At 61.7% G+C, this 22,851-nt stretch carries 17 protein-coding genes; 9 read left to right on the forward strand and 8 right to left on the reverse strand.

The features are described from left to right. Positions 1–13: 13 nt before the first annotated feature. Entirely contained in the window at positions 14–916 is a 903-nt protein-coding gene (locus tag I6L45_RS13695) for a LysR family transcriptional regulator (protein ID WP_043761752.1), read from the reverse strand. Positions 917–1,025: 109 nt separating this feature from the next. On the opposite strand from I6L45_RS13695, the gene I6L45_RS13700 reads away from it, so the two are divergent. The 4 genes from I6L45_RS13700 (at position 1,026) to I6L45_RS13715 (ending at position 3,934) form a co-directional block, all read left to right on the forward strand. Beyond that, positions 1,026–1,586 (forward strand): YceI family protein, encoded by a 561-nt coding sequence (locus I6L45_RS13700; protein WP_043761750.1) that lies wholly within the window; start codon positions 1,026–1,028, stop codon positions 1,584–1,586. Beyond that, positions 1,586–2,320, forward strand: a complete 735-nt coding sequence (locus I6L45_RS13705; RefSeq protein WP_216982333.1) for a hypothetical protein — start codon at positions 1,586–1,588, stop codon at positions 2,318–2,320. The genes I6L45_RS13700 and I6L45_RS13705 overlap by 1 nt, the downstream gene beginning before the upstream one ends. A gap of 184 nt (positions 2,321–2,504) precedes the next feature. Beyond that, entirely contained in the window at positions 2,505–3,626 is a 1,122-nt protein-coding gene (locus I6L45_RS13710) for an adenosylhomocysteinase (protein WP_210548292.1), read from the forward strand. Next, on the forward strand, positions 3,623–3,934 hold the full coding sequence (locus I6L45_RS13715; protein WP_043761744.1) for a SelT/SelW/SelH family protein: 312 nt from the start codon (positions 3,623–3,625) through the stop codon (positions 3,932–3,934). The genes I6L45_RS13710 and I6L45_RS13715 overlap by 4 nt, the downstream gene beginning before the upstream one ends. A gap of 30 nt (positions 3,935–3,964) precedes the next feature. On the opposite strand, the gene I6L45_RS13720 is transcribed toward I6L45_RS13715, so the two are convergent. Both I6L45_RS13720 and pepT read right to left on the reverse strand, forming a co-directional pair. Beyond that, positions 3,965–5,710 carry a GNAT family N-acyltransferase gene (locus I6L45_RS13720; RefSeq protein ID WP_216982334.1) on the reverse strand — a complete coding sequence of 582 codons (1,746 nt, stop codon included), beginning with the start codon at positions 5,708–5,710 and terminating at the stop codon, positions 3,965–3,967. 105 nt (positions 5,711–5,815) lie between these two features. Next, on the reverse strand, positions 5,816–7,042 hold the full coding sequence (gene pepT / locus I6L45_RS13725) for a peptidase T (protein WP_216982335.1): 1,227 nt from the start codon (positions 7,040–7,042) through the stop codon (positions 5,816–5,818). 1,057 nt (positions 7,043–8,099) lie between these two features. On the opposite strand from pepT, the gene speA reads away from it, so the two are divergent. Then, positions 8,100–10,001, forward strand: a complete 1,902-nt coding sequence (gene speA / locus I6L45_RS13730; RefSeq protein ID WP_134695952.1) for a biosynthetic arginine decarboxylase — start codon at positions 8,100–8,102, stop codon at positions 9,999–10,001. A gap of 257 nt (positions 10,002–10,258) precedes the next feature. Here speA and I6L45_RS13735 read toward each other — a convergent pair whose 3' ends face one another. Both I6L45_RS13735 and I6L45_RS13740 read right to left on the reverse strand, forming a co-directional pair. Then, positions 10,259–10,549, reverse strand: a complete 291-nt coding sequence (locus I6L45_RS13735; RefSeq protein ID WP_216982336.1) for a hypothetical protein — start codon at positions 10,547–10,549, stop codon at positions 10,259–10,261. A 164-nt stretch (positions 10,550–10,713) separates the two neighbouring features. Beyond that, positions 10,714–12,816: a bifunctional diguanylate cyclase/phosphodiesterase gene (locus I6L45_RS13740; protein ID WP_254204325.1), complete on the reverse strand. Its 2,103-nt coding sequence runs from the start codon at positions 12,814–12,816 to the stop codon at positions 10,714–10,716. Positions 12,817–13,364: 548 nt separating this feature from the next. Between I6L45_RS13740 and I6L45_RS13745 the strand changes: the two genes are divergently transcribed. Continuing rightward, positions 13,365–13,952 (forward strand): histidine phosphatase family protein, encoded by a 588-nt coding sequence (locus I6L45_RS13745; RefSeq protein ID WP_216982337.1) that lies wholly within the window; start codon positions 13,365–13,367, stop codon positions 13,950–13,952. Between the two features lie 30 nt (positions 13,953–13,982). Here the strand turns inward: I6L45_RS13745 and I6L45_RS13750 are convergent, their stop codons facing one another. Both I6L45_RS13750 and I6L45_RS13755 read right to left on the reverse strand, forming a co-directional pair. After that, positions 13,983–16,391 (reverse strand): DUF2357 domain-containing protein, encoded by a 2,409-nt coding sequence (locus I6L45_RS13750; protein WP_216982338.1) that lies wholly within the window; start codon positions 16,389–16,391, stop codon positions 13,983–13,985. 10 nt (positions 16,392–16,401) lie between these two features. After that, complete coding sequence (locus I6L45_RS13755) at positions 16,402–18,306, reverse strand: DUF3578 domain-containing protein (RefSeq protein WP_216982339.1); 1,905 nt, start codon at positions 18,304–18,306, stop codon at positions 16,402–16,404. Positions 18,307–18,836: 530 nt separating this feature from the next. Here I6L45_RS13755 and I6L45_RS13760 point away from each other — a divergent pair. Both I6L45_RS13760 and I6L45_RS13765 read left to right on the forward strand, forming a co-directional pair. Continuing rightward, positions 18,837–19,304, forward strand: coding sequence for a hypothetical protein (locus I6L45_RS13760; RefSeq protein WP_216982340.1), 468 nt, complete (start codon positions 18,837–18,839; stop codon positions 19,302–19,304). A gap of 109 nt (positions 19,305–19,413) precedes the next feature. Next, the gene (locus tag I6L45_RS13765) at positions 19,414–19,782 is read left to right on the forward strand and encodes a VOC family protein (protein ID WP_216982341.1); all 369 of its coding nucleotides are present in this window, start codon (positions 19,414–19,416) and stop codon (positions 19,780–19,782) included. A 161-nt stretch (positions 19,783–19,943) separates the two neighbouring features. Here the strand turns inward: I6L45_RS13765 and gdhA are convergent, their stop codons facing one another. Next, entirely contained in the window at positions 19,944–21,290 is a 1,347-nt protein-coding gene (gdhA, locus tag I6L45_RS13770; RefSeq protein WP_216982342.1) for an NADP-specific glutamate dehydrogenase, read from the reverse strand. 528 nt (positions 21,291–21,818) lie between these two features. On the opposite strand from gdhA, the gene rluF reads away from it, so the two are divergent. Further along, positions 21,819–22,838: a 23S rRNA pseudouridine(2604) synthase RluF gene (gene rluF, locus I6L45_RS13775; RefSeq protein ID WP_216982343.1), complete on the forward strand. Its 1,020-nt coding sequence runs from the start codon at positions 21,819–21,821 to the stop codon at positions 22,836–22,838. Positions 22,839–22,851: the final 13 nt, after the last annotated feature.

Here is a 22,851-nt window from a genome sequence, read left to right on the forward strand (position 1 = left end):
CCGCTCCGGCGCCTCAGGTCTCCCTGTCCCAGTAGTGGGGCGCGAGGTAGCGCTCCTGCACGAACTCGATGAAGCAGCGTACCTTGGCGGAAATGAAGCGGCGATGTGGGTAGAGGGCATAGAGCCCCACCTGTCCCTTCTCCCACTCCGGCAGCAAGGGCACCAGCTCCCCCGAGCGCAGCGCATCGCCGACGATGAAGGTGGGCTGCAGTATGATGCCCTGGTGGTCGCAGGCCGCCCGGGTCAGGGCCACGCCGTTGTTGGCTCGCAGGGGCCCCTGGGGGCGCACGCTCAGCTGCTCCCCATCCCGCTTGAAGACCCAGTCCGGCTGGGTCAGGGTGTAGATGAGGCAGTCGTGCTGCTTGAGATCCTCCGGGGTCCTGGGGGTGCCCCGGCGGGCGAGGTAGTCGGGGCTGGCACACACCACCAGCCTCATCATGGCGAGCGGCTTGGCCACCAGGGAGGAGTCCGGCAGGTTGCCGATGCGCAGCGCCAGATCGAAGCCCTCCTCCACCAGGGCGACCCGCCGGTCGCTGTACTCTATCTCCAGCTTGAGCTCGGGAAAGCGCTCGCGAAACAGCGGCAGGGCGGGGGAGAGGTGCAGGTAGCCAAAGTCCATGGGCACCGACAGCTTGAGGGTGCCCTGGGGCTGCTGGTTGTTGCGGGTGAGCTGGCTGTGGGTCTCCTCGAGCTCCGCCAGCAGGGCCTGGGAGCGCTGGTAATAGAAGAGGCCCGCCTCGGTGGGGTTGACTTGGCGGGTGGTGCGCGACAGCAGCCGGGTCGACAGGGACTCCTCCAGCTGCTGCATCAGCTTGGAGGTCATGGCGACCGAGATGCCAAGCTGGTGGGCAGCCCGGGTAAAGCTCTGGCACTCCACCACCTTGATGAAGGTACGCATGGCGGCTATCTGATCCATATTCCACTCTCGGTTGATAATTATTTTAATAAATCGATGATTATCTATTACTACTTGGAGGTTAGCATCTCGTTCACAGATGTGAACCCCTAATGAAGGAACGATCGGAATGAAAATGACCAAGGCCCTGCTGGCCTCCTGCCTGTTTATGGCGGCTCCCCTGATGGCGGCCGATTACGACGTCGACGCGGCACACACCACTGTCCAGTTCAAGGTGGGCCACCTCGGCTTCTCCGAGCTCATCGGCCGGTTCAACACCTTCAGCGGTACCTTCAGCATGGACGACGCCAACCCGGCGGCGGCCAAGGCGAGCTTCGAGATCGATGCCGCCAGCGTGGACTCCAACCACGAAGCCCGTGACAAGCACCTGCGCAGCCCGGATTTCCTGGACGTGAAGCAATTCCCCAAGATGACCTTCGTCAGCTCCGGTTATGAAGGCACCAAGGAGAAGGGCGTGCTCAAGGGGACTTTGACCCTGCACGGCGTCTCCAAGGAAGTGGCCTTCGACATGGTCCACATCGGTGAAGGCAAGGATCCCTGGGGTGGCTACCGCAGCGGCTTCAACGCCACCACCACCATCAAGCGCAGCGACTTTGGCGTGAACTACATGGTGCCGAACATCCCGGACGAGATGAGCATCAACCTGTTTGTCGAAGGCGTGCGCAAGTAATGGGCGCAGCACTTCTGCTTCAAACCCTGGCGGCCCCTTTGGGGGCCGCTTTGCTGTCATGGCGCTGGCCGCGGCTGGGGTATCTGTGGGGGGCGCTGGCCCTCTGGCTGCTGGGCTGCCTGCTGGGGGGCGCCTATGGTGTGCCGGCCAAGGCATGGCAGTGGCTGCCGCTCACCCTGCTGGTGCCCGCCCTGGCGCAGCAGGCCGACAAGCGCGTTGCCCTCGCGATCTTCGCCCTGCTGGGCGCCCTGGTGTGGTGGCTGGGACTCTCCTCCGTGCTCGGCAGCGAACCCGGGATCTGGCTGGCCCTGCTGCCCGCCATCGCCTGGTCTGGCTGGACGTGCAGGTACGCTGACAGCGAGGAGGGGCTCGGTTTCGCTCTCGGCTTCATCTGGCTGGCGCTGGTCATCGGTATCGACGGCAGCCTGCTCATCGCCCAGCTCGCGGGGGCCCTGGCCGCCTTCGCCGGGTTCCGCGCCCTGCTCGGCGCCTTTGCCGGCGTCAAGGTGTCGCCAAGTAGCCTGGGACTGGCGCTCGCCTTCGTGCAGATGCTCGCCTGGCAATACGTGGAAGTGCCGCTCTTGGTGCTGCTGCCTGTCTGGTTGCTGCCCCTGCTTGAGCGGGCGCTGCACAGTCGCCCGGGACTGACCCGTTGGGGCCTTCTCATCCTGGTGGCGGGGATAGGGGCAGGCGTGAGCCTGTGGTGGGTGTGGCCAGAGGCCTCTCTTTATTGATTTAAGTATAAAAAACAGGCTATTACCGTATAAATTGACGGGCTTGTCATAGTCTGTGTAGATAAAGATTGAGACCCATGGTGCTTTCAGATAAAAAGGATTTTCATTATCTGGACACACACAGAACCCGGCTTTGCCGGGTTCTGTTTGCCTGCTTTCCCGCGGCACGCTAAGGAGGCCACAGTTGCACAGTCAGGGATCTGAGCATCTGTTTTTTAGCCATTTCACCGAACAGGGACGCCTCGGGGATCTCTGCATCCTGCTGGTGACCCATTTGCTGCCCGACAGACCCCACTTCATCCAGGTGCTCGACCAGGTGGGGCGGGTCGGCGCCATCCTGCCCAAACCCAAGTCCGTGCACGGACCCACCCTGGCCTGGGCACAGCAGCACTACCCCGTATTGCCCCTCAATCGTCACTGGACCTCGGATCCCGAGGGGGTCATCGACCAGATTGCCCCCCTGGTGCGGGAGCATGAGCGGCTCATCATCCTCGACATCGGTGGCTACTTTGCCAAGAGCCAGGCGGTGCTGGCCGAGCACTTTGGCGAACGCTTCATCGGGGTGGTGGAGATGACCGAGAACGGCCATCAGCGTTACGAGCAGGAGCACCTGGCGGCCCCCGTCATCTCGGTGGCCCGCAGCCCTCTCAAGCAGGCGGAAGATATCCAGATCGGCCTGAGCGTGGTCTACTCCGCCGAGTCCCTGGCGCGCACACTGCGACGCACCTTCAACGTCTGTCAGGCCGCCCTGTTTGGCTATGGCAAGGTGGGGCGCAGCATCGCCCGCGAGCTGCGCTGCCGCAACCTGCACCTGGAGCTGGTGGAGACGGATGCCCTGCGCCAGGTGGAGGCGCTCTCCCACGGCTTCAAGCTGGTGAACAAGGCCGAGGCCCTGGCGCGGGCCGAGCTGGTGATCTGCTCCACCGGCAACGGCTCCCTGGACCTGGCGGATCTGCAGGCCCTGCGCCCCGGCGCCATGCTGGCGTCCGTCACCTCCGCCGACGACGAGTTCGCGTTCTGCCTCTCCCAGCTGCCCTGGCCGAGCGAGGAGGTGTGCCCCCACGTGCTGGCGCTGAGCCGCCCGGACGGCAGCACCATCTTCCTGCTCAACCGGGGTGAGGCGGTCAACTTCGTGCACGGCGCCGTCATCGGCGAATATGTCTATCTGGTGCTGGCGGAGATCATCGAAGGGGTGCACCTGCTGGCCCGGCAGGCATCTGACGCAGGCCTGCACGAACTGCCCGAAGCCACCATGCAGCGCATCGCCCGCCACTGGTTAACCGATTTTCACGGAGTCACCCCATGACAGAGACACAAATTCCGATGAACAAACCGCGCATTGAAATCCGTTACTGCACCCTCTGCCGCTGGATGCTGCGGGCGGCCTGGCTGGCCCAGGAGCTGCTCTCCACCTTCGACAGCGAACTCGGCGAGGTGGCGCTGGTGCCCGCCAGCAAGGGGGAGTTCCGCATCCTGGTGGACGGGGTGCTGGTGTGGGATCGGGTGGCGGACGAGGGCTTCCCGGAGGCCAAGGAGATCAAGCAGCGGGTGCGCGATGTCATCGCCCCCGAGCGCGACCTCGGCCACGCGGATCGCAAGCCCGCAACCGAATGAGGCGTGAAGATGAAAAAGAAGAGGGAGGCATCAGCCTCCCTCTTCTTTTTGTTGCCGTGACGGCTGGCTGGCGACGTCAGCCTGGACGGGGGCGCCGATATAGCGCGCCCGCTTGTGGGGCTTGATGCAGTGCACGTCCACCCAGACCAGGCCGTCGATGCAGTGGTTGAAGTCGGGGTCGATGCCAAAGTCCATGAACTGCACGCCCCCCGGCTCGCACAGCTCGGCGTACTGCTTGTAGAGGGTGGGAATGGCGCAGCCCAGGTTGTCGAGCCCCGCCTTGAGCACCTTGAGGTCGTCCCCGTAGTCGCGCCCCTCGAACAGGGGCGGGGTCTGGGGGTAGGGGCGGCGGGAGGGGGCGAGCGCCAGCTCGGGGGCGAAGTGCTGGCGGTAAAAGCCCACCAGCAGATCCTTGGCCGCCGGGGGCAGGCTGCCGGAGAGGGTCACGGGCCCGAACAGGTAGCGGTACTGGGGATAACGGGCCAGATAGGCACCGATGCCGAACCAGAGATAATCGAGCCCCCGCTTGCCCCAGTAGGCGGGCTGGATGAAGCTGCGGCCGAGCTCGATGGCCTGCTCCAGGCGGGGCAGCAGCTTCTCCTCGAAACCGAACAGGGTGTGGCTGTAGAGGCCGTCCAGCCCCTTGCTCGCGAGCCGCTCGGCCACCGGGGCGAAGCGATAGGCTCCCACGATGTCGAGCCGGGCCGGATCCCAGAGAAGGAGGTGGTGGTAGTCATCGTCGAAGGCGTCGAGATCCCGCCGCCGCCCCGAGCCTTCCCCCACGGCGCGAAAGGCGATCTCCCGCAGCCGGCCGAGCTCGCGCAATATGGTCGAGTGGCTCTGCTCGTGGCGGCGATAGAGCAGGATGCGCTGGCCGTCCGGGGTCTGTCCGAGCAGCTCGCACCCGTCGATGGCCTGCTTCAGCTGGCGGCGATCCTCCGGCAGGGCGATGGGGGCTTCGGTCTGCAGTCGCCCCTTCTTCCCCTTCCCGAGGCGATAGAGGTGGCTGCGCACCAGGGCGGCGGCGCTCTTGGGGGCGAGATCCCCGAGGCTCTGGGGCGGAATGCGCTCCCCCAGGGTGAGGGAGAGGCGCCGCCCCTGCTGGCGAAACAGCTGCTTGACCAGCAGCAGGCCGGCCCAGTCGTTGTTGAGCCAGGCGGCGAGATAGAAGGAGAGGCCGTTGCGCCCGTCCAGGTGCACCGGCACCAGGGGGGTGCGGGTGCGCCTGGCCAGCTTGATGAAACCTCCCTGCCAGGGGCCGTCCTTCACCCCCTTGGGGCCGAGCCGTGACACCTCGCCGGCGGGGAAGATGATGAGGGCCCCCTCCCGGGCCAGGTGCTCCCCCATGGCCAGGATGGCGCGCCTGTCCGTCTTGCCCCCCAGGTTGTCCACCGGCAATAGCAGGGGGCGCAGGGGGGCGAGCTCTGCCAGCAGCCGGTTGGCCACTATCTTGACGTCCGGGCGAATGCGCCCGAGCAGGCGCAGCAGGGCGAGGCCGTCCAGGGAGCCGATGGGGTGGTTCGCGACCAGGATGACCCTGCCGCTGGCGGGGACGTTCTCGAGCTGCGCCTCGCTCACCCGATAATCGAAGTCGAGCTCGGTGAGCGCCTGCTCGACGAAGTCGAGGCCGCGAAGGTGGGGATGGCGCTGGGCAAAGCGGGCGAAGGCCTCCTCGTGGAGCAGCCAGCGCAGCCCTTGCCGGAGCAGGGGACGGAGGAGGGGTTGGGTGGCGAGCCGGGGCAGGTGTTGCCCCAGCAGGGTATCGACGTCGAACATGGGCAAGGCTCCGCTGAACTTTGCTCAAGCTTCCCTTCCCTGCGTTCCCGCCGTGTGGCAGCGCCGTGACGGTTTGATGACGGGGCGAACCCCGTCCTCAATCCCTTACTCTGCCCGCCAGGCCGAGGTGAGGCGCACCAGCGCCACCAGGGTGGCGACTGCCTTCTCCATGGATTGCAGGGGGATGAACTCGTGCTTGCCGTGGAAGTTATGGCCCCCCGTGAAAATATTCGGGCAGGGCAGCCCCATAAAGGAGAGGCGGGCGCCGTCGGTGCCGCCGCGAATGGGCTTGATCTTCGGGGTCACGTCGGCAGCCTCCATGGCGGCCCTCGCCAGTTCGACGATGTGGGGATGGGGCGCTATCTGGCTGCCCATGTTGCGGTAGCTTTCCGCTATCTCCAGGGTGATGCGCGCCTTGGGGGCGTCGAGCTGCAGGGAGGCGACCCGCTCCTTGAGCTGGGCCTGGCGGGCGGCGAAGCCCTCGTCGTCGAAGTCGCGGATGAGGTAGTGCAGGGTGCTCTCCTCCACGGTGCCCTCCATCCGGGCCAGGTGGAAGAAGCCCTCGTAGCCCTCGGTACACTCCGGGGTCTGCTGGGGCGGCATGGCAGCGTGGAAGCGGGCGGCCAGGGTCTGGCTGTTGATCATGCTGCCCTTGGCGGTGCCGGGGTGGACGTTGTTGCCGACGATGCGCACGGTGGCGCTGGCGGCGTTGAAGTTCTCGTATTCGAGCTCCCCGAGCTCGCCGCCGTCCACCGTGTAGGCCCACTTGGCCGGGAAGCGCTCCAGGGGGAAGCGGTCGGCGCCGCGGCCTATTTCCTCGTCCGGGGTGAAGCCAATCCAGAGATCGCCGCGGGGGATCTCGGGGTGGGCCTGGAGGTGCTGGACGGCGGTGAGGATCTCGGCGATCCCCGCCTTGTCGTCGGCGCCCAGCAGGGTGGTGCCGTCCGTGGTGATGAGATCCTGCCCCAGGTAGTTTTTCAGGAAACGGTACTGGCGGATGGCCAGCACCTCGTCCCCCTTGCCGAGGCAGATGTCACCCCCCTGGTAGTTCTCGACAATCTGGGGCACCACCTGCCGGGCCTCGTAGTCGGCGGTATCCATGTGGGCGATGAGCCCGATGGCCGGTGCATCCGGCTGGTTGCCCGGCAGGCAGGCGGTGAGGTAGCCGTGCTCGTCCAGGGTGACCTGGGCCAGCCCCATGGCGGTCATCTCGTCGAAGAGGGCGCGGGCGAAGACGAGCTGCCCCTCGCTGCTGGGGCAGGCGGGGTTGGTAGCGTCGGAGCGGGTGTGGAAGGTCAGGTAATGGAGAAAACGCTCAAGCAGGGTGGTCATGGGCAGGCCTCGGGTCACGGAAGAGGAGCCATTGTGGCCAAGATGCTCACGACGCTTATTGCGTCAGCGCAGCTTTTGATGACTTTATCGGAAGCAGGAGAGGGGGGAGGGCGGAACCGGCGAGGGCTTTTGGGTATCTGGATGAATAAAAATTCCAAAATAAAAACTGGTTAAGCATATGCGAAAGCCCTGAATTTGCCCCTGGCCCAGCATTGGCGAGGGGTAGGGGAAAAAGGGCGGATCACCCGTTATTTTCAGGGCTTATCCAGACCGGACTCATACCCCGCCATCCCAGAGCCCGCCTCGCTGGCAGCGAGATCTGCCCCCCCGACGAAAACCCGTTTTTTAACACGATTTTTTATTGTCACTGGCGGCGGTAAGTGTGTACACTCCGCGCCGATCCGAGGGTAACCCTGAGCAGGCAGAGGCCGCCAGACACCCGGAGGGTCACACGCCTATAGGGCGAGGCACGCAGAAACGACAGACACTGCTGGGGAATGGTTTCTTTAATACCGGTTAGGCTCCGGTATCAGGGAGAACAACGGACTCTCATCTTTCGGCTGACCGAGTGAGCCAACGGCTCATCATCTTCCCTTGTCATGGGCGGTCACTGACGTTGAGCTGGCTGTGGTGGTCGTCGTCTATCAACACCTTGCGTGCTGACGTCTTCCCTTCTCTTCCTTGGAACCCTCTCCTGTCCGTCGGGAACGCTGCCGAATGATGAACAAACGGCGTGGCTGATGCCGATTGTCATCAAAGTACCGCGGCGCCCCGTTAAGGTGGCACCGCATACCGTTGAGCTTGATGTAAAGCCACCAGCCCCACATCAAGACTCGTTACTTCCCAAGATCCACCAGGCAGCCTTGGCTTGCCGCGATGTGCAACAGATTAACCGGGGTGACCGGGCCACGGCGAGGCAGACAGGCCGCCGCCGAGTGTGCCGTCACGCACCGGGCAGGCAGGCCACGCTGGCCCGCCCCATGTTGCCATCGATGGTCTGGATGTGATTGAGGGTAACGAAGGCGGCCCACGGCCGCTCATTTGCGAGGCATAGCCCATGACTAACTGGTCCAGCAAGGACTCCTTGAAGGTCTACAACGTTCCCTACTGGGGTGCGGGTTTTTTCAATATCAATGACGCCGGTCATGTGACCGTTTCCCCCGACAAGTCTCGTCCCGAGGCGCAGATCGTGCTGTCCGAAGCCATCGAGCAGCTGCGCCAGTCCGGGCTGACCACCCCTGTGTTGCTGCGCTTCCCCGACATCCTCAAGAGCCGGGTCGACGCGCTGTTCAACGCCTTCGGTCAGGCCATCGAGAAGTCCGGCTATGAAGGGGACTACCTGTGTGTTTACCCCATCAAGGTGAACCAGCAGCGTCGCGTCATCGAGACCATCAGTCAGTCCTACAGCGACAAGCCCCGGCTTGGGCTGGAAGCAGGCTCCAAACCGGAGCTGCTGGCCGTGCTGTCCCATCACCATAGCCAGGGCTCGGTGATCGTCTGCAACGGTTACAAGGACCGGGAATACATCCGCCACGCCCTGCTCGGCAACCTGATGGGCCACAAGGTCTACATCGTGGTGGAGAAGCCCTCCGAGCTGGAAATGGTGCTGGACGAGTCAGCTCGCCTGAACATCAAGCCCAATATCGGGGTCCGCGCCCGACTCGCCTCCACCGGCTCCGGCATGTGGGAGTCGAGCGGCGGCTCCATGTCCAAGTTCGGCCTCTCCGCCTCCCAGATCCTGGCGCTGGTCGAGCGCCTGCGCAGCCTGGGCAAGCTGGACTGCCTGCAACTGCTGCACTTCCACCTGGGCTCCCAGATCGCCAACATTCGCGACATCCAGGGCGGCATCCGCGAGTGCGGCCGCTTCTACGCCGAGCTGTGCCGTCTGGGCGCCAAGGTCGAGGTGGTGGACGTGGGCGGTGGCCTGGGCGTGGACTATGAGGGCACCCGCTCCCAGAGCCACTGCTCCGCCAACTACAGCCTGTCCGAGTACGCCAACAACGTGGTCTGGGGCATCGGTGACGTGTGCCGCGAGTTCGACCTGCCGCACCCGACCATCATCAGCGAGTCCGGCCGTGCCCTGACCGCGCACCACGCCGTCCTTGTCACCAACATCATCGGTGCCGAAGGGGTCGAGGTGAACGACATCAGCGCGCCGGATGAAGACGCGCCCACCATTCTGCAGAACATGTGGAAGGGCTGGCTGGACCTGCGCGGGGAAGATCCCTCCCTGCTGGAGATCTTCCACGACTCCGTGGCGGATCTGGCTGACGTCAACACCCAGTACACCATGGGCCTGCTGAACCTGGAGCAGCGCGCCTGGGCCGAGATGCTGCACCAGAACACCTGTCTGGCGCTGAAAGAGCTGCTCAACCCGGTCAACCGCAACCACCGCGCCCTGGCTGACGAGCTCTCCGAGAAGCTGGCGGACAAGTGCTTTGCGAACTTTTCTCTGTTCCAGTCCCTGCCGGATGCCTGGGGCATCGGTCAGGTGTTCCCGGTGATGCCGCTCTCCGGCCTCGAGCGCCCGCTCACCCGCCGCGGCATCCTGATGGACATCACCTGTGACTCCGACGGTCAGGTGGAGCACTACGTCGACGGTCTGGGGGTGGAAAGCACCCTGCCGATGCCGGAGTACGGTGAGAACGAAGAGTGCCACGTCGGCTTCTTCCTGGTGGGTGCCTATCAGGAGATCCTCGGCGATCTGCACAACCTGTTCGGTGACACTCACTGTGCGGAAGTGTGGCTGGACGAGGAAGGCAGGATGGACATCCGCAACGTGGTGCGCGGCGACACCGTCGACCAGCTGCTGCGTTACGTCAACATCGACCCGTCCGTCATCCGCGAGAACTACCAGCGGATCGTCTCCCACCCGGCGCTGGACGACGCGACCCGCAAGGCCCTGCTCGAAGAGCTGGAGCTGGGTCTGCAAGGCTACGCCTACCTGGAAGACGAATAAGCCCTGGCTTGTTCGCCCCGTCGGTGAACACACAAAGACGGGAATAAAAACGGCGCCTTAGGGCGCCGTTTTTGTTGTGCGGCGTTAAGGGGGCGAAGGGCTTGCGCACGGGATGTGCCCTCGCACCAGGCGTCTCTGCCCTTGGAACCCGCCAGCAAAGAGGAGCTGATTGCCATGTTCCGCCAGCTCGCCCGCCGCCAGGGGGCGTCTCTCGTAGCCATAGACGCGCTGCCGACGGCCAGGGTTTCTCGGTGTATTCAGTTGCCCCGCTTGTTGCCCAGAAGCGTCTTGCCCAGCTCCTGCAGGGCGACCATGGCGCCGTAGCTGGCATCGGACTTGCCCACCTCATCGGCGACATAGAGAAAGTCTGACTTGTACTTCTCTACCGCCTCCGTCGGGTTGGCGGCATCGATAAAGTCCTCCTGCACCTCGAACCCTTGCGCGAGCAGCGCCGACTTCTCGGTCAGAAAGCTGGGGGATGCCATGTCGATATAGGTGTATTGCTGCCGATTGGAGGCCGGCACGCTGAAGAACTGGTATCTGGCCATCTGTTGCTCCTGATGTGAACTGCCTTGTTGCGATAGGGAGAACGCGCAGGCTGCCCCGTTTGACGGGATTTTGGGCAGCATTTGAGTCGTCCTGTCGCAGCCTACCCAGAGTCAAGGCAAGGCGCAATCGGTGAACACGGGATGGGCGCAGATAGGGGGGAGGTTCAGGCGGGCACGCTGTCTGGGATTGCCGCCTCGGCGCGGCAGTGCGCCAGCAGCTGGTCGCCCGTCATGGGACGCCCGAGTAGATACCCCTGCAGGGTGTCACAACCGAGCAGGGTCAGCAGGGCGCGCTGCTCCTCGGTTTCCACCCCTTCGGCCACTATGCGCATCTCCAGGGCCTGGCCCAGGGCGATGATGGCGCCGATGATGGTGGCATCGTCCCCCTGTGGCGCCAGCGTGGTGACGAAGCCCCTGTCTATCTTGAGCTCGTTGGCGGGGAAGCGCTTGAGGTAGAGCAGGCTGGAGTAGCCGGTGCCGAAGTCGTCGATGGAGATGCCAAGCCCGAGCTCGGCCAGGCGGCTGAGGATGGCCAGGCTCTCCTCGGCGTTCTCCATGGCGGTGGTTTCGGTGATCTCCAGGGTCAGGTGACGGGCCTCCAGCCGATGGCGGGCGAGGGCGGATTCTACCTCTTCCAAAAGGCCAGGGCTGGCCAGCTGTATGGTGGAGAGGTTGACGGCCACGCTCCAGTCCGGGTGCCCTGCATCCCGCCACCGGCTCATCTGGCGGCAGGCCTCGTCGATGACCCAGTTGCCGATGGGAATGATGAGTCGGCTCTTCTCCGCCAGGGGCAGGAAGCGGGCCGGCGAGATGGCCCCCTGCTGCGGGTGTTGCCAGCGCAGCAGGGCCTCGGCACCGACCACCTCGCCGCTGCGGGCGGCGTATTTGGGCTGGTAGTGCAGGGCGAGCTCCCCCCGCTCCAGGGCGTGTTGGAGCTCCTGTTGCAGCAGGAACTGCTGGTGGGCGTTGGCGTTCATGGCGCTGTCGAAGTAGTAGTAGTCGTTGTGCCCCCGCTCCTTGGCGTAGTACATGGCGGCGTCGGCGTTGAGGGTCAGCTCGTGCAGGCTGGTGCCGTCCTGGGGATAGACCGCAATGCCGATGCTGGCGGTGATGTGCAGGCTGTGGTGCTCCCACTGATAGGGCTGTGCCAGGGCGGCCAGCAGGCGCTCGGCGAAGGCCGTGGTCTGGCCGACATCCCCCGGCGCCAGGGCCAGCACGAACTCATCCCCCCCGAAGCGCGAGGCGGTGTCATTGGGGCCAAGGAGCGCGGAGATCCGCTCCGCCACTTCGACCAGCAGCAGATCTCCGGTGTGGTGGCCGTGGGCATCGTTGATGATCTTGAAGCCGTCGAGATCGAGAAACAGCAGGGAGAAGCTGCGCTGGCTGTGCTGGCACTCCTGAATGCGCTGCTCCAGGCGGTCGGCGAACAGCAACCGGTTGGGCAGCCGGGTCAGGCTGTCGTGCAGCGCCAGCTTGAGCAGCTCGTTGTGGGCCTGGTGGAGGGAGGTCGAGAGGCGCGCTGCGTGGGCATCCAGCATGGAGAGGACCAGGGCGATGGCGAACACCGCCAGGGTCACGATGATGACCACGGTCGCCAGCCACTGGGTATCGAGCCCGGTGTAGAGGGCGCCGCACAGGCTCCCTTCCGGAAACTGGGCCGCTGCCATGCCGGTGTAATGCATGCCGATGATGGCGGCCCCCATGACGAGGGAGGCGCAAGCCTTGCTGAAGAAGGCGCGTGGGCTGCTGTTGCGCAGCCTGAACGCAATCCAGAGGGCGGCCCCCGAGGCGAGCACGGCGATGAGGATGGAGAGGACGAAGAGCCCCCTCTGGTAGTGGATGCCGGGCATTATCTTCATCGCCGCCATGCCGATGTAGTGCATGGTGGCGATCCCGGCCCCCATCAGCACGGCTCCGAACAGGATCCGGCCCCAGGGGAGCTGGGGGCGGCTCACCAGCCAGAGGGCGAAGGCCGACGAGCCGATGGCCGCCACCAGGGAGAGACCGGTGAGGGGGAGATCGTAGCCGAGCGCGATGGGCAAGTTGAAGGCGAGCATGCCGATGAAGTGCATGGACCAGATACCGAACCCCATGGCAAAGGCGCCCCCCGTGAGCCACAGAACGGCGGCCCTTCCCTGGCTCTGGCTCACCCGGCTCGTCATGTTCAGCGCCGTGTAGGAGGCGAGCACCGCCACCAGGATGGAGAAGAACACCAGGTCGTGGCTGTAATAACTGTCGAGCATGGGGTGGGTCGCGGTCACATTCATCTACTCTGGGGTGAAAAACGGCCTGTACCATGGCCGGATAGAGGATCGCATCGGGTTGGCGATTGTACACCAGGGCCCCCCGGGAGGAGCCAGCGATACCTGGTGAAATGGCCGCGATATGGCGGCGAAAAGGCCGTTTTTCTGCCGTATTGGCGGCCTTCCTCTGTGTTCAGGGCGGTTTGGGTTCCAAACATTCCCGCTCTAAAGGCAGGGGTTAGGCGAGGGGGGCTGATGGGCGGTCCCGCGACGCCTTGATTCCCGGCACAGGACTCCTGACGCCAGGTACCAGAGGACGTGAGATGGGGTTCGATACCCATGGGCCGGGGACGTTGTTGCTCATGGGGCCAGGCAGATCTGTTCTCAGCGCGATGATCCCTCCCTATCGTGCCCTCTTGCTGGACGCCGCCATGACGCGCCGGGGAACCACCAAGGCGGGCCACCGCCTGGCGGCGGATGGTCGTCTGCCCCGTATGAGGCTTTGCTACCCCGGCACATCTGTTATCATGCCACCTCATTCTTGTTATCTCATTGAGCCTGCTGGAGAAATCATGCCCCGTATCCTCTATCTGCTGCGCCACGGCCAGACCCGCTATAACGCCGAATTGCGTCTGCAGGGGCGCTGCAACTCCGAGCTGACCCCCAGGGGGGAAGCCCAGGCCCTCGCCATGGGGAACCGGTTGAGTGAATTGCTGGCTGATCCCGCAAGCTGGACCCTCTACGCCAGCCCCCTCGGCCGGGCCCGGCAGACGGCAGAGCGAGTGTGTCAGCAGCTTGGGCTGGAGAAGGATCGCATCGTCTGGGACGAGCGGCTGGTGGAATTAGGGATGGGGGAGTGGGAGAGCTGCCGGGTACCCGAGCTGCTGGCGGCCCACCCCGAACTCGATCTGGAGGAGCCGGACTGGTATCTGCAGGCCCCCGGTGGCGAGAGCTTCCAGAGCATACAGCGCCGGGCGCTAAGCTGGCTCCAGGATGCGCGCATTGCCGAGCAGGCCATTGTGGTCTCCCACGGTCTGTTTGGCGCCATGTTGCGCGGCGCCTATGCGGATCTGGACTACACCACCACCTGGCTGCAGGAGCTGCCGCAAGATGCCTTCTTCAAACTGAGCGGCGGCCGCATCGAGCGGATTGCCTGCTGACCACACGAAGGCGGCCCGCCGTGGGCAGCACTATATCGTCTGAAGTAAGGACCCATAATAATCTGAAAGTGCAGAAATTTTGGTCACATTACCTTGCAGCTCAGTCAGTCTGGTCAGTTTCATGGCGGCTCTGAAACTGTTTGCATCCAGCTCTGTGAGAGGGTTAGCCAGTTCAATACATGGTCCCAGCTCCAGCAACCAGTAAGGTTCCACATTCCCCTCGGCCAGCGGTGTACCTGTCTGTTCTTCGGTCAGTTGTTCCCTTCGCCGCTTCCGACATGTCAGCACGGGCCAGACATGGGTGACCTCCCGTGTCTGGCCATCTGCTGCAAGGGTAGCTACGGCCAGATAGCTGATTTCGTTCATCAGCTGATCATCGTAACGGGTGGCAATGGTTTCGGCAGGGGTGTGATACCAGCGGGCAGAACCATCACGAAATGCATTGAAGTAACTCGCTGGGCGACTGTTTTCCGGTGCAGTCGGAATAATCAGAGTGAGATCATGGTGGCGGACCTGCTGCATCCCCAGGGTGGCAATCCGGCTGGGCTCTTCCAGATAGAAGTGGCCCGAGTGGATGGCTGGATAGCGGAACTCTTCCACCGATTTACCCAGCTTTTGCTCAAGGAAGGTTTGCAGCCAGCAAGAGCCGCTGTGATCTTCTGCTGGCAACAGGGCAAAGGCACCGATACCAATCCGCTCGATCTCCTCCTGATAGGGATTTTCCGTTCCGGGTTGCTGGCTCATAAAGCCAGGATAGAGCGCAAAAGCGCCGAAGGTGGGGCGGCTGGGTATTGGGTCATCCTGTTGCTGATAGAGCAGGGCGTCCCGATAACGATGCATCTGGTTGACGGCATCATCGGGTACCCTGTCTCTCGGATCATCTTGAGTGCCATTATCGACTCGGTACTTGGCATCAAACAGCCAGATAAAGGTGTCGCCACTGCCAGTGGTGGCTTCGATCAGAATGTCTGGCTTCTGGGGAACCAGCAGGGAGTGAACCGGCTTGTTGGTCTTGTGAAATCTCGGTTCATGGGCCAGCTTGATCTTTACACCGTCTGCTGCACGAAGGTACTCCCAGCAGTACTTCATTCCCTCGGCCAGCCGGGTATCCCAGCCATCGCGGGTGAAGTTAAATGCAGGTGTTTTCACCTCGGTAAATCCCAGCGTCAGGATAATCCGGCGCACCTCGATCACGCACCAGAGCTCGTAGAGCTGATCCATGCTGCGCACGCCGGCCACGGCATCATTACCCAACGCATCGAGATAGAGGCGCAGTTGCTGCCAGATGCGGTAAACCGCACTGTATCCGCTCTTTTGCTGCAGTACCAGAGACTCGCGGTGCAACACCGCCGCCGGACCGATCTCCTGCATCAGGGGGTGAGCCAGCGCCTGATCCAGCGGTTTGCTCCACGCCTTGAGGCGGTCAAAAAAGGCCCTGGACAGCAGGGTGCGATCGCCCTGTTGTGTCAGCTGTTGCAGCATCCTTCCGGTGCGCTCCAGCACAAATTTGATAAAGCGGTTTTCCGGGGTATCCGTGGTCAGTTGTTTACGCTCCACCCGGTACCTGCGTTCGATACCGTTATCCAGATCCTGGCGGATCTGTTCGGCTTGCTTCGGGCGTGGCGGGCGCTTCATTCTGGCGGCCAGCAGATACTCGGTCTTGCTTTGCAGCCTGCTGTGGGGCGCATTGATGATCTGGCGGGTCCCCCGCTCAAGTTCCTTGTGCAGGGCTTCGAAATGGGCAAGCCAGAGCAGAGGGAACGGTTCGGCCTTGCGCTGGCTGTGGCCCCCTTGCTGACTGGTCGCGCTGTTCAGGGTAAAACGCCAGTAGGGGTACTGCTCATCCAGCACCTGATGGATCAGGGGGACATCCCGGCGGATATCCAGCTTGACCGGATAGACCTCGAACCAGAGCGTCAGCTGAATGCGAGCAGCTTTTCCTGCAGCCGATTTCGGTTGATAAGAGAAGGGGAGTGCAAGTGTGCCTACTTCGTTGCCGGTATTGAATCCCCCCAGCAGCTCCTGCGATCCATGCCTGCTTTTGAAGCGAAACGACTCGCAGATCCGCTGCAGATGATGCTCCAGCCGCGGCGCATCACTCCCCTCGCTAACGCCGTTAAGAAACTCCCATTCGAATTCGTAAAAGCAGTTCTCATACAACAGAGGGGTTGGCAGTACCAGAGAGGTGAGAGCCTGATCATCAGGCAGCTCCAGCGGGCAGCCATCAGCCTCAGCCAGAGTGATGGAAAGGGGCTGCGAGAAGCGCACAACTGGCGGTTCGTATCTGCCCGCGCTCGCTGGCAGGCCCGATTTGTCGCTCTCCTGTTGATGATGGGCGCGGGTAGCTTGTAACTGCCGATAACGATCCCCAACCGTCTTTTCATTGGCGTAGATCCGCAAAATCCAGTCACGGCTCTGCAGGGTAAACAGGCACTCCATCACAACCCCCTTACGGCCAGAAGCTGGTAAAGCACTGCCGTGCCAGCCGCTCTTTCATCCAGGCCAGTTTCTTCTTGCTGCGGCAGGGGACGTGCGGCGGTTCTGCGGGGGCGGAATCTTCACCGGCGGCAGTCACCTTGCAGTTAAACAGGTCAGGGCGTGTGTTATCCCAGTGACTACCAAATTGTTCTGCCAACACCTTTTCCAGGTCAGTCAGCAGGTCGCTATCAGCAGCCTGATGGCTGCGCAACTTGTCGCTATCCCCCTCAATGCGCGGTAATACCTTGCACATCATAAAGTCATCCCAGATGGCGACCAACTCTGCGGTATTGGCGGGGCGATGGGCCAGCAGGGCCAGCATCAGCTCGTTCAGGGCGCGATAGGCCAGTTCGAACGGGCTCTGTTGAAGTATCCCGTTGACTGCCTTCAGGAAGGTGACGCTCTCTTTACTGAGTTGCTCCAGCTCGGGGATGTCAGTAATGGCACGTCCGTCTGACCAGGTCGGATAACCAAGCCGTTTTGGCTGCAATGCCGGTGCAAAGTAGGCATCGAAATCGTTGGGGAAGAACTCGTTAAAGTCGAAGGTGAGGGCCCTGTCGATCACTTTGCGGGAAAAGCCGTGGGTGGTCTCGTCCATATTGACGGTACCGGCCACCATCAGATTGAAGGGGATTGCGATACCGTGCTGGCAGAAGCTGGCCCAGATCTCCTGATGTAGGGCAATATTTAGGTCCAGTCCCAGTTTTTCCGTCAGTTCGGTACGCGCATTCTCATCCAGTTGCTGGCGAAGCGTATCTGCTTTGAGCAGGGGATCGCACTGGTATAGATAGTCGTATTCGACCCCTTCTATGCCGTTAAATGCGGTCAGCTCGGATGAGGTATACCAGTGGCGTGTCTCCAGTACCGAGAGATAGTCGGCGAAATATTGTTCAACCGGAGCCAGGTTCATTTCGTCGAGACAGAGCCAGAAGGGGGGGATATGGTCCAGTTGTTCCTGGCTCAGACCAATCTTGCCATCGGCTCTGACTTCGCCAACACACTCGAAAATATGAATCCAGGCTTGAGTAATAAAATGCAGCACCGGAGTTGATACATACTCCTTTTTACCACTGATCCTGGAGATATAGCCCAGTAGATCAGAAGGCTCGTGCCAGTCTGGCCGAACAGGTATCAGACAGTAATTTTTCTGGTCTGGATAGTGATAGACCTGCTCACGAATAAAACGGGTTTTACCAGTACCAGAAATGCCAGCGAGGAGGAGAAACGGTTTGTAAAGGCTTGAGGGGTTGAATTTAGGTATATTCTTGATGTCTAATATAGGATGTTCTTTGTTAGATAAAAAACTAACACACTTATCATATAAACTAAGCAGCCACTCAAGATCTTTTATTAGCTCTTCATCTGAAGGTATGTCATCAGCCGGGTAATATTTTGCTGAAATATTTGTTGGTTCATATGATTTCCCCAAGTTTGTTGTTGCATGTAGGTTTAGAGATTCGTTATCCCATGTGGAGAGCTCAGGGATATTGTTCAGAAGTTGTAATTTTAACTCAATTGCTTGTCTTTGGGCATTTCCCGTGCCTAATTCCCGGGTGGGCGCTGTCGTTCCTTGATTTAAAGAAAGGTAAAATCCAGAACCATCGGCGCAGAATAAATAAACAGGATATATTCCAGACTGTGTTGTGGTAGTAATCCTTGTATCAAGGATGGAAATCCAGGGCACATTAGCCCAATTTCCAGCTCCAACGCTAGCCTTGACTTTTAATTTTTTGTTAGAACGATGAGCTATATTTTCGATGGACTTTTTTAGGTCTGCCCTAAAAATAACTGCTGTTGGGTGATTGGTAAATTGTTCAGTGGTTGCGCGCACCCAATTTGACAGTATTTTTTTAAATAAACTTTGAATATTGCTCATTTAAAACACCACAGAATGATTTTATCTAAAGAACGCAATGTTAACATCAGATGGGGTTGTTACCAATGAGATTTTTATGTTGATTGATTCACTCCCCCTTTACATTTCTCTTAGGGGAATTAGAGAAGTGTGATTTATCGGTAAGTTTGATCAGGGATAACTGATAAAGAGATGTTTGCTTAGTGCGATAGTTTTATTGTCATCATTTGTTTTTGAATGATTATTCAAAAGGCATTCGCACACTCATGTTGAGGGGAGCTTTATGCTATTGGTCGATGAGCGTGCTAGTGTGTGCCCCCCTACGTAAAAGAGCTCATGGCCAAGTCGAGATGTCAGCAGTTGAGTAATAAGTTGTTCATAAATACCACATTGCTGCATGGTGACTGACCTTGAATCTTGTGCATAGGGGGAGTAGGCAGGGTATCATTTTTTTTAGCTAAATCAGTAAGCTGTTATCTAATTTTGCCCATTTGAAGATCTATCTAGCCGTGGGCGGCGAAGATAGAGAAGGCAACCACAGGGAGGTGGTGATGGATCCAATATCTTATCTTTTTTCGGCTTATCTCAATCTGGTGCAGCAGCAGGTGACGGATATCTATGGCACCGAGCTAAAAACGCTGGTGGTGCCCTATGAGGGAGAGCAGGTTCCCTTCTCTTTCCAGCTCTGGCAGATAAAACAGCAAAGTGTCTGCCGTCCCTACGAGCAAGATGTGCGGCGCTTCAGTCAGTGCACAGTCAAGGCGCAGGCACTGTTTGGCAAACTGTGCGATGACCTGACACGGCAAGACGACAGCAGTTGGCAGCTTCCCAAGTACCGCACCATGTACTGCTCGGCGGCTGTCGGTTATCGCCCCATGATTGCGGAGATCGCCGATGCCAAGCAGAGCCCGGCCAAACTCGCGGAGCGGGCCTGTAATCAGGCCATTCTGGCGGCCATGGGCAGTGATGACGAAACCCTGCTGGCCCAGCGTGACAAGGCGTGTGCCGCCGTGCGTTAAGGTATTTCCCTAGTCAAAATAAGTGGTTAGCCCCCTGTGCACCATGCCACAGTTTCTATTGAGGCGGGTGGGTATGATGGTGCGGCAATCAACATGACAGGGAGCAAGCATGATAAGCCATATCGACCATCTGGTATTGACGGTCAGCGACATAGAGCGGGCGGTGGCGTTTTACAGCGGCGCCTTCAAGATGGAGCCCATCACCTTTGGCGAGGGACGCCGGGCACTGCGCTTTGGCAACCAGAAGATCAATCTGCAGTTGCTGGGGGAGGAGGCGCGCAATCGGGCGCAGGTGGGGTCGGGGGATCTCTGCCTCATCACCCGCTGGCCCCTGGATCAGGTGATGGCCCAGCTCGCGAGTCAGGGGGTCGAGATCGTGGAGGGGCCTGTGATGAAGAGCGGCGCCTGCGGTCCCATCGAGTCGGTCTATTGCCTGGACCCGGATCAGAACCTTATCGAGATCAGCCGCTATCGCTGAGTCCCGCCGCTCAGACGCGTTTTCCCGTTGAAGGGGGCTTAGCCGCAATCGCGACAGGCGAGGCGCTGGGCAAGGGGGCGGGATGGAGGGTCCCCAACACAACGGCAGCCAAGGCTGCCGTTGTGCTTGTTGCCGCTGTTGCAGGCGGCGTGACGGAGAGCCTAGCAGACCCCTTGCGCCAGCATGGCGTCGGCCACCTTCACGAAGCCGGCGATGTTGGCGCCACTCTCGTAGTTCACATGACCCGCCTCGTCCTCGCCATAGCGCACGCAGGTGGCGTGGATGCTCGTCATGATCCCCTTGAGGCGGGCGTCCACCTCCTCCCGGGTCCAGGAGAGGCGCTGGGCGTTCTGGCTCATCTCGAGGCCCGAGGTGGCGACGCCCCCGGCATTGGCGGCCTTGCCCGGGGCAAACAGCACTTGGGCCTCGTGGAAGACCCGGATGGCGGCGGCACTGCTTGGCATGTTGGCCCCCTCGGCCACGAGCCGTACGCCGTGCTCGACCAGCAGCCTGGCGTCCTCTTCCCCCAGCTCGTTCTGGGTGGCGCAGGGCAGGGCGACGTCGGTCGCCAGATGCCAGGGAGTGCGGCCATTGAAAAATTCCAGCCCGAGCTCATGGGCGTAATCCGCCACCCGCTTGCGCTCTTCGTTCTTGAGTGCCATCAACCGGGCCAGCTTCTGGGGGGTGAAGCCCTCGGGGTCATAGACGGTGCCGCCGGAGTCGGAGGCGGTGATGACCCGGGCGCCGAGGGCCATCGCCTTCTCGATGGCGTACTGGGCCACGTTGCCCGAACCCGATACCGAGACCCGCATGCCGTCGAGGGACTCGCCGCGCTGGGCCAGCATGGCCTCTACGAAGTAGAGCAGGCCGTAGCCGGTGGCTTCCGGGCGGATAAGGCTGCCGCCAAAGGAGAGCCCCTTGCCGGTGAAGACGCACTCGGCGCTGTTGGTGAGCTTCTTCATCATGCCCGCCATGTAGCTCACCTCGCGCCCACCGACGCCGATGTCGCCAGCCGGTACGTCGGTGTTGGCCCCCAGGTGGCGGTGCAGCTCCAGCATCAGCGCCTGACAGAAGCGCATCACCTCGCCCTCGCTCTTGCCCTTGGGATCGAAGTCGCTCCCCCCCTTGCCGCCCCCCATGGGCAGGGTGGTGAGGGCGTTCTTGAAGGTCTGCTCGAAGGCGAGGAACTTCAGCACCGAGAGATCCACCGAGGGGTGGAAGCGCATCCCGCCCTTGAAGGGGCCGATGGCGCTGTTGTGCTGCACCCGGTAGCCGCGGTTCACCTGCACCTGTCCCCGGTCATCCACCCAGCTCACCCGGAACTGCACGAGGCGCTCGGGCTCCACCAGGCGCTCCAGCAGACCGTGCTGCAGGTAGCGGGGATGACGCTCCACATAGGGCCAGATGGAGGCGATCACCTCGCTCACGGCCTGGATGAACTCGGGCTGGTGTGGGTTGCGACTGGCCACCTGGGCCAGGAAAGCTTCCTGGGAGAGAGGGTGATGCATCTTTGACTCCTGTCGTGAACGATGAAATTGGCGTCCTGCCTGCGAGGGGAGTCTGGCCGTGGCGAGCAGGAAAGAGGGGATCTCGTCCTGCCCGGCGGCTCGTGTCGTCTCCCGTCATCGGCGGGGAAAAGATAATTCGCGATGACTAAAATCTTTTTATGCATTTTTGCTAGATAAATATCAAGGATTGGTTTGTCTCTTTTGGATCTTGTTGGCAGCATTGTCGCCGGCGGCAGGGGGAGGCGTCGGCGCCGTTGTGGTATAGCGCCATTCGGTACGCGGTTTGGCACAGCGCCGATACCACCTCGCGGGAGGGCCGCGAGGCCACGGCGAAGTGGCGGACAGGGGGCAGGAGGCACAGTCCGGCAATGGTGACCGGGCAAGGAGGAGGGCAATGTGCTACTGTAGCGGCGTTTTTTGCCGAACATGCAGGGCACAGGCCCTTTTTTCCATGGAGTTGTATGCAGACGAACCCGACCACACGCCAGCCAGCCATCCTGACAGCCCTTGCGACCCGGGAGGTGCCCCATGCTGGCCGATGAATCCATGCGCCTGAACAAGTACATCAGCGAGAGCGGCATCTGCTCGCGCCGGGAGGCCGATCGTTTCATCGAGCAGGGCAACGTCTTCATCAACGGCAAGCGGGCCGGGGTGGGGGATCAGGTGTTTGCCGGGGATCTGGTCAAGGTGAACGGTCAGGTGATCGAGCCGAGGGAGGCGGACAGCCTGGTCTTCATCGCCCTCAACAAGCCGGTGGGTATCGTCAGCACCACGGAGGCGGGGGAGAAGGACAACATCGTCGACTTCGTCAACCACAGCACCCGCATCTTTCCCATCGGCCGCCTCGACAAGGATTCCCAGGGGCTCATCTTCCTCACCAACCACGGGGATCTGGTGAACAAGATCCTGCGGGCGGGCAACGATCACGAGAAAGAGTACCTGGTGACCGTCGACAAGCCGGTGACGGACGAGTTCGTCAGGGGGATGGCGGCCGGGGTGCCCATCCTCGGCGCCGTCACCAAGAAGTGCAAGGTGAAGAAGGAAGCCCCGTTTGTGTTCCGCATCACCCTGGTGCAGGGGCTGAATCGCCAGATCCGCCGCATGTGCGAACACTTCGGCTTCGAGGTAACCAAGCTCGAGCGCATTCGTATCATGAACGTCAGCCTCAAGGGGCTGCCGGTGGGGGAGTGGCGGGATCTCACCGACGACGAGCTGATCGAGCTGTTCAAGCTCATTGAGGACTCCTCCTCCGAGGTGAAGCCGGTCAAGGGAGCGCAATCCGCCAACACCCAGGGGGGCAAACCCAAGGCGCAGGCGGCCTCAGCCGGCAAGGCTGCACCGGGCAAGAAGCCGCGCCGGAGCGACGATCACGAGATCGGCGGCCGCCCCAATGTGCCGGGCCCGGAAGCGTTCGAGAAGAAGATCCCCGCAGGCAAGGGGGCAGCCGGCAAAGGCGGTGCTGGCAAAGGCGCCCCGAGCAAGGGGGGCAAACCCGCCCCGGGCAAGCCGCGCGCCGGCCAGGGTGGGCGGCAGAAGAAGGGGCGCTAAGCGCCCCGCCCTT

Origin of the sequence: Aeromonas sp. FDAARGOS 1415 (assembly GCF_019048365.1) — a bacterium.
GTDB lineage: Bacteria > Pseudomonadota > Gammaproteobacteria > Enterobacterales > Aeromonadaceae > Aeromonas > Aeromonas taiwanensis.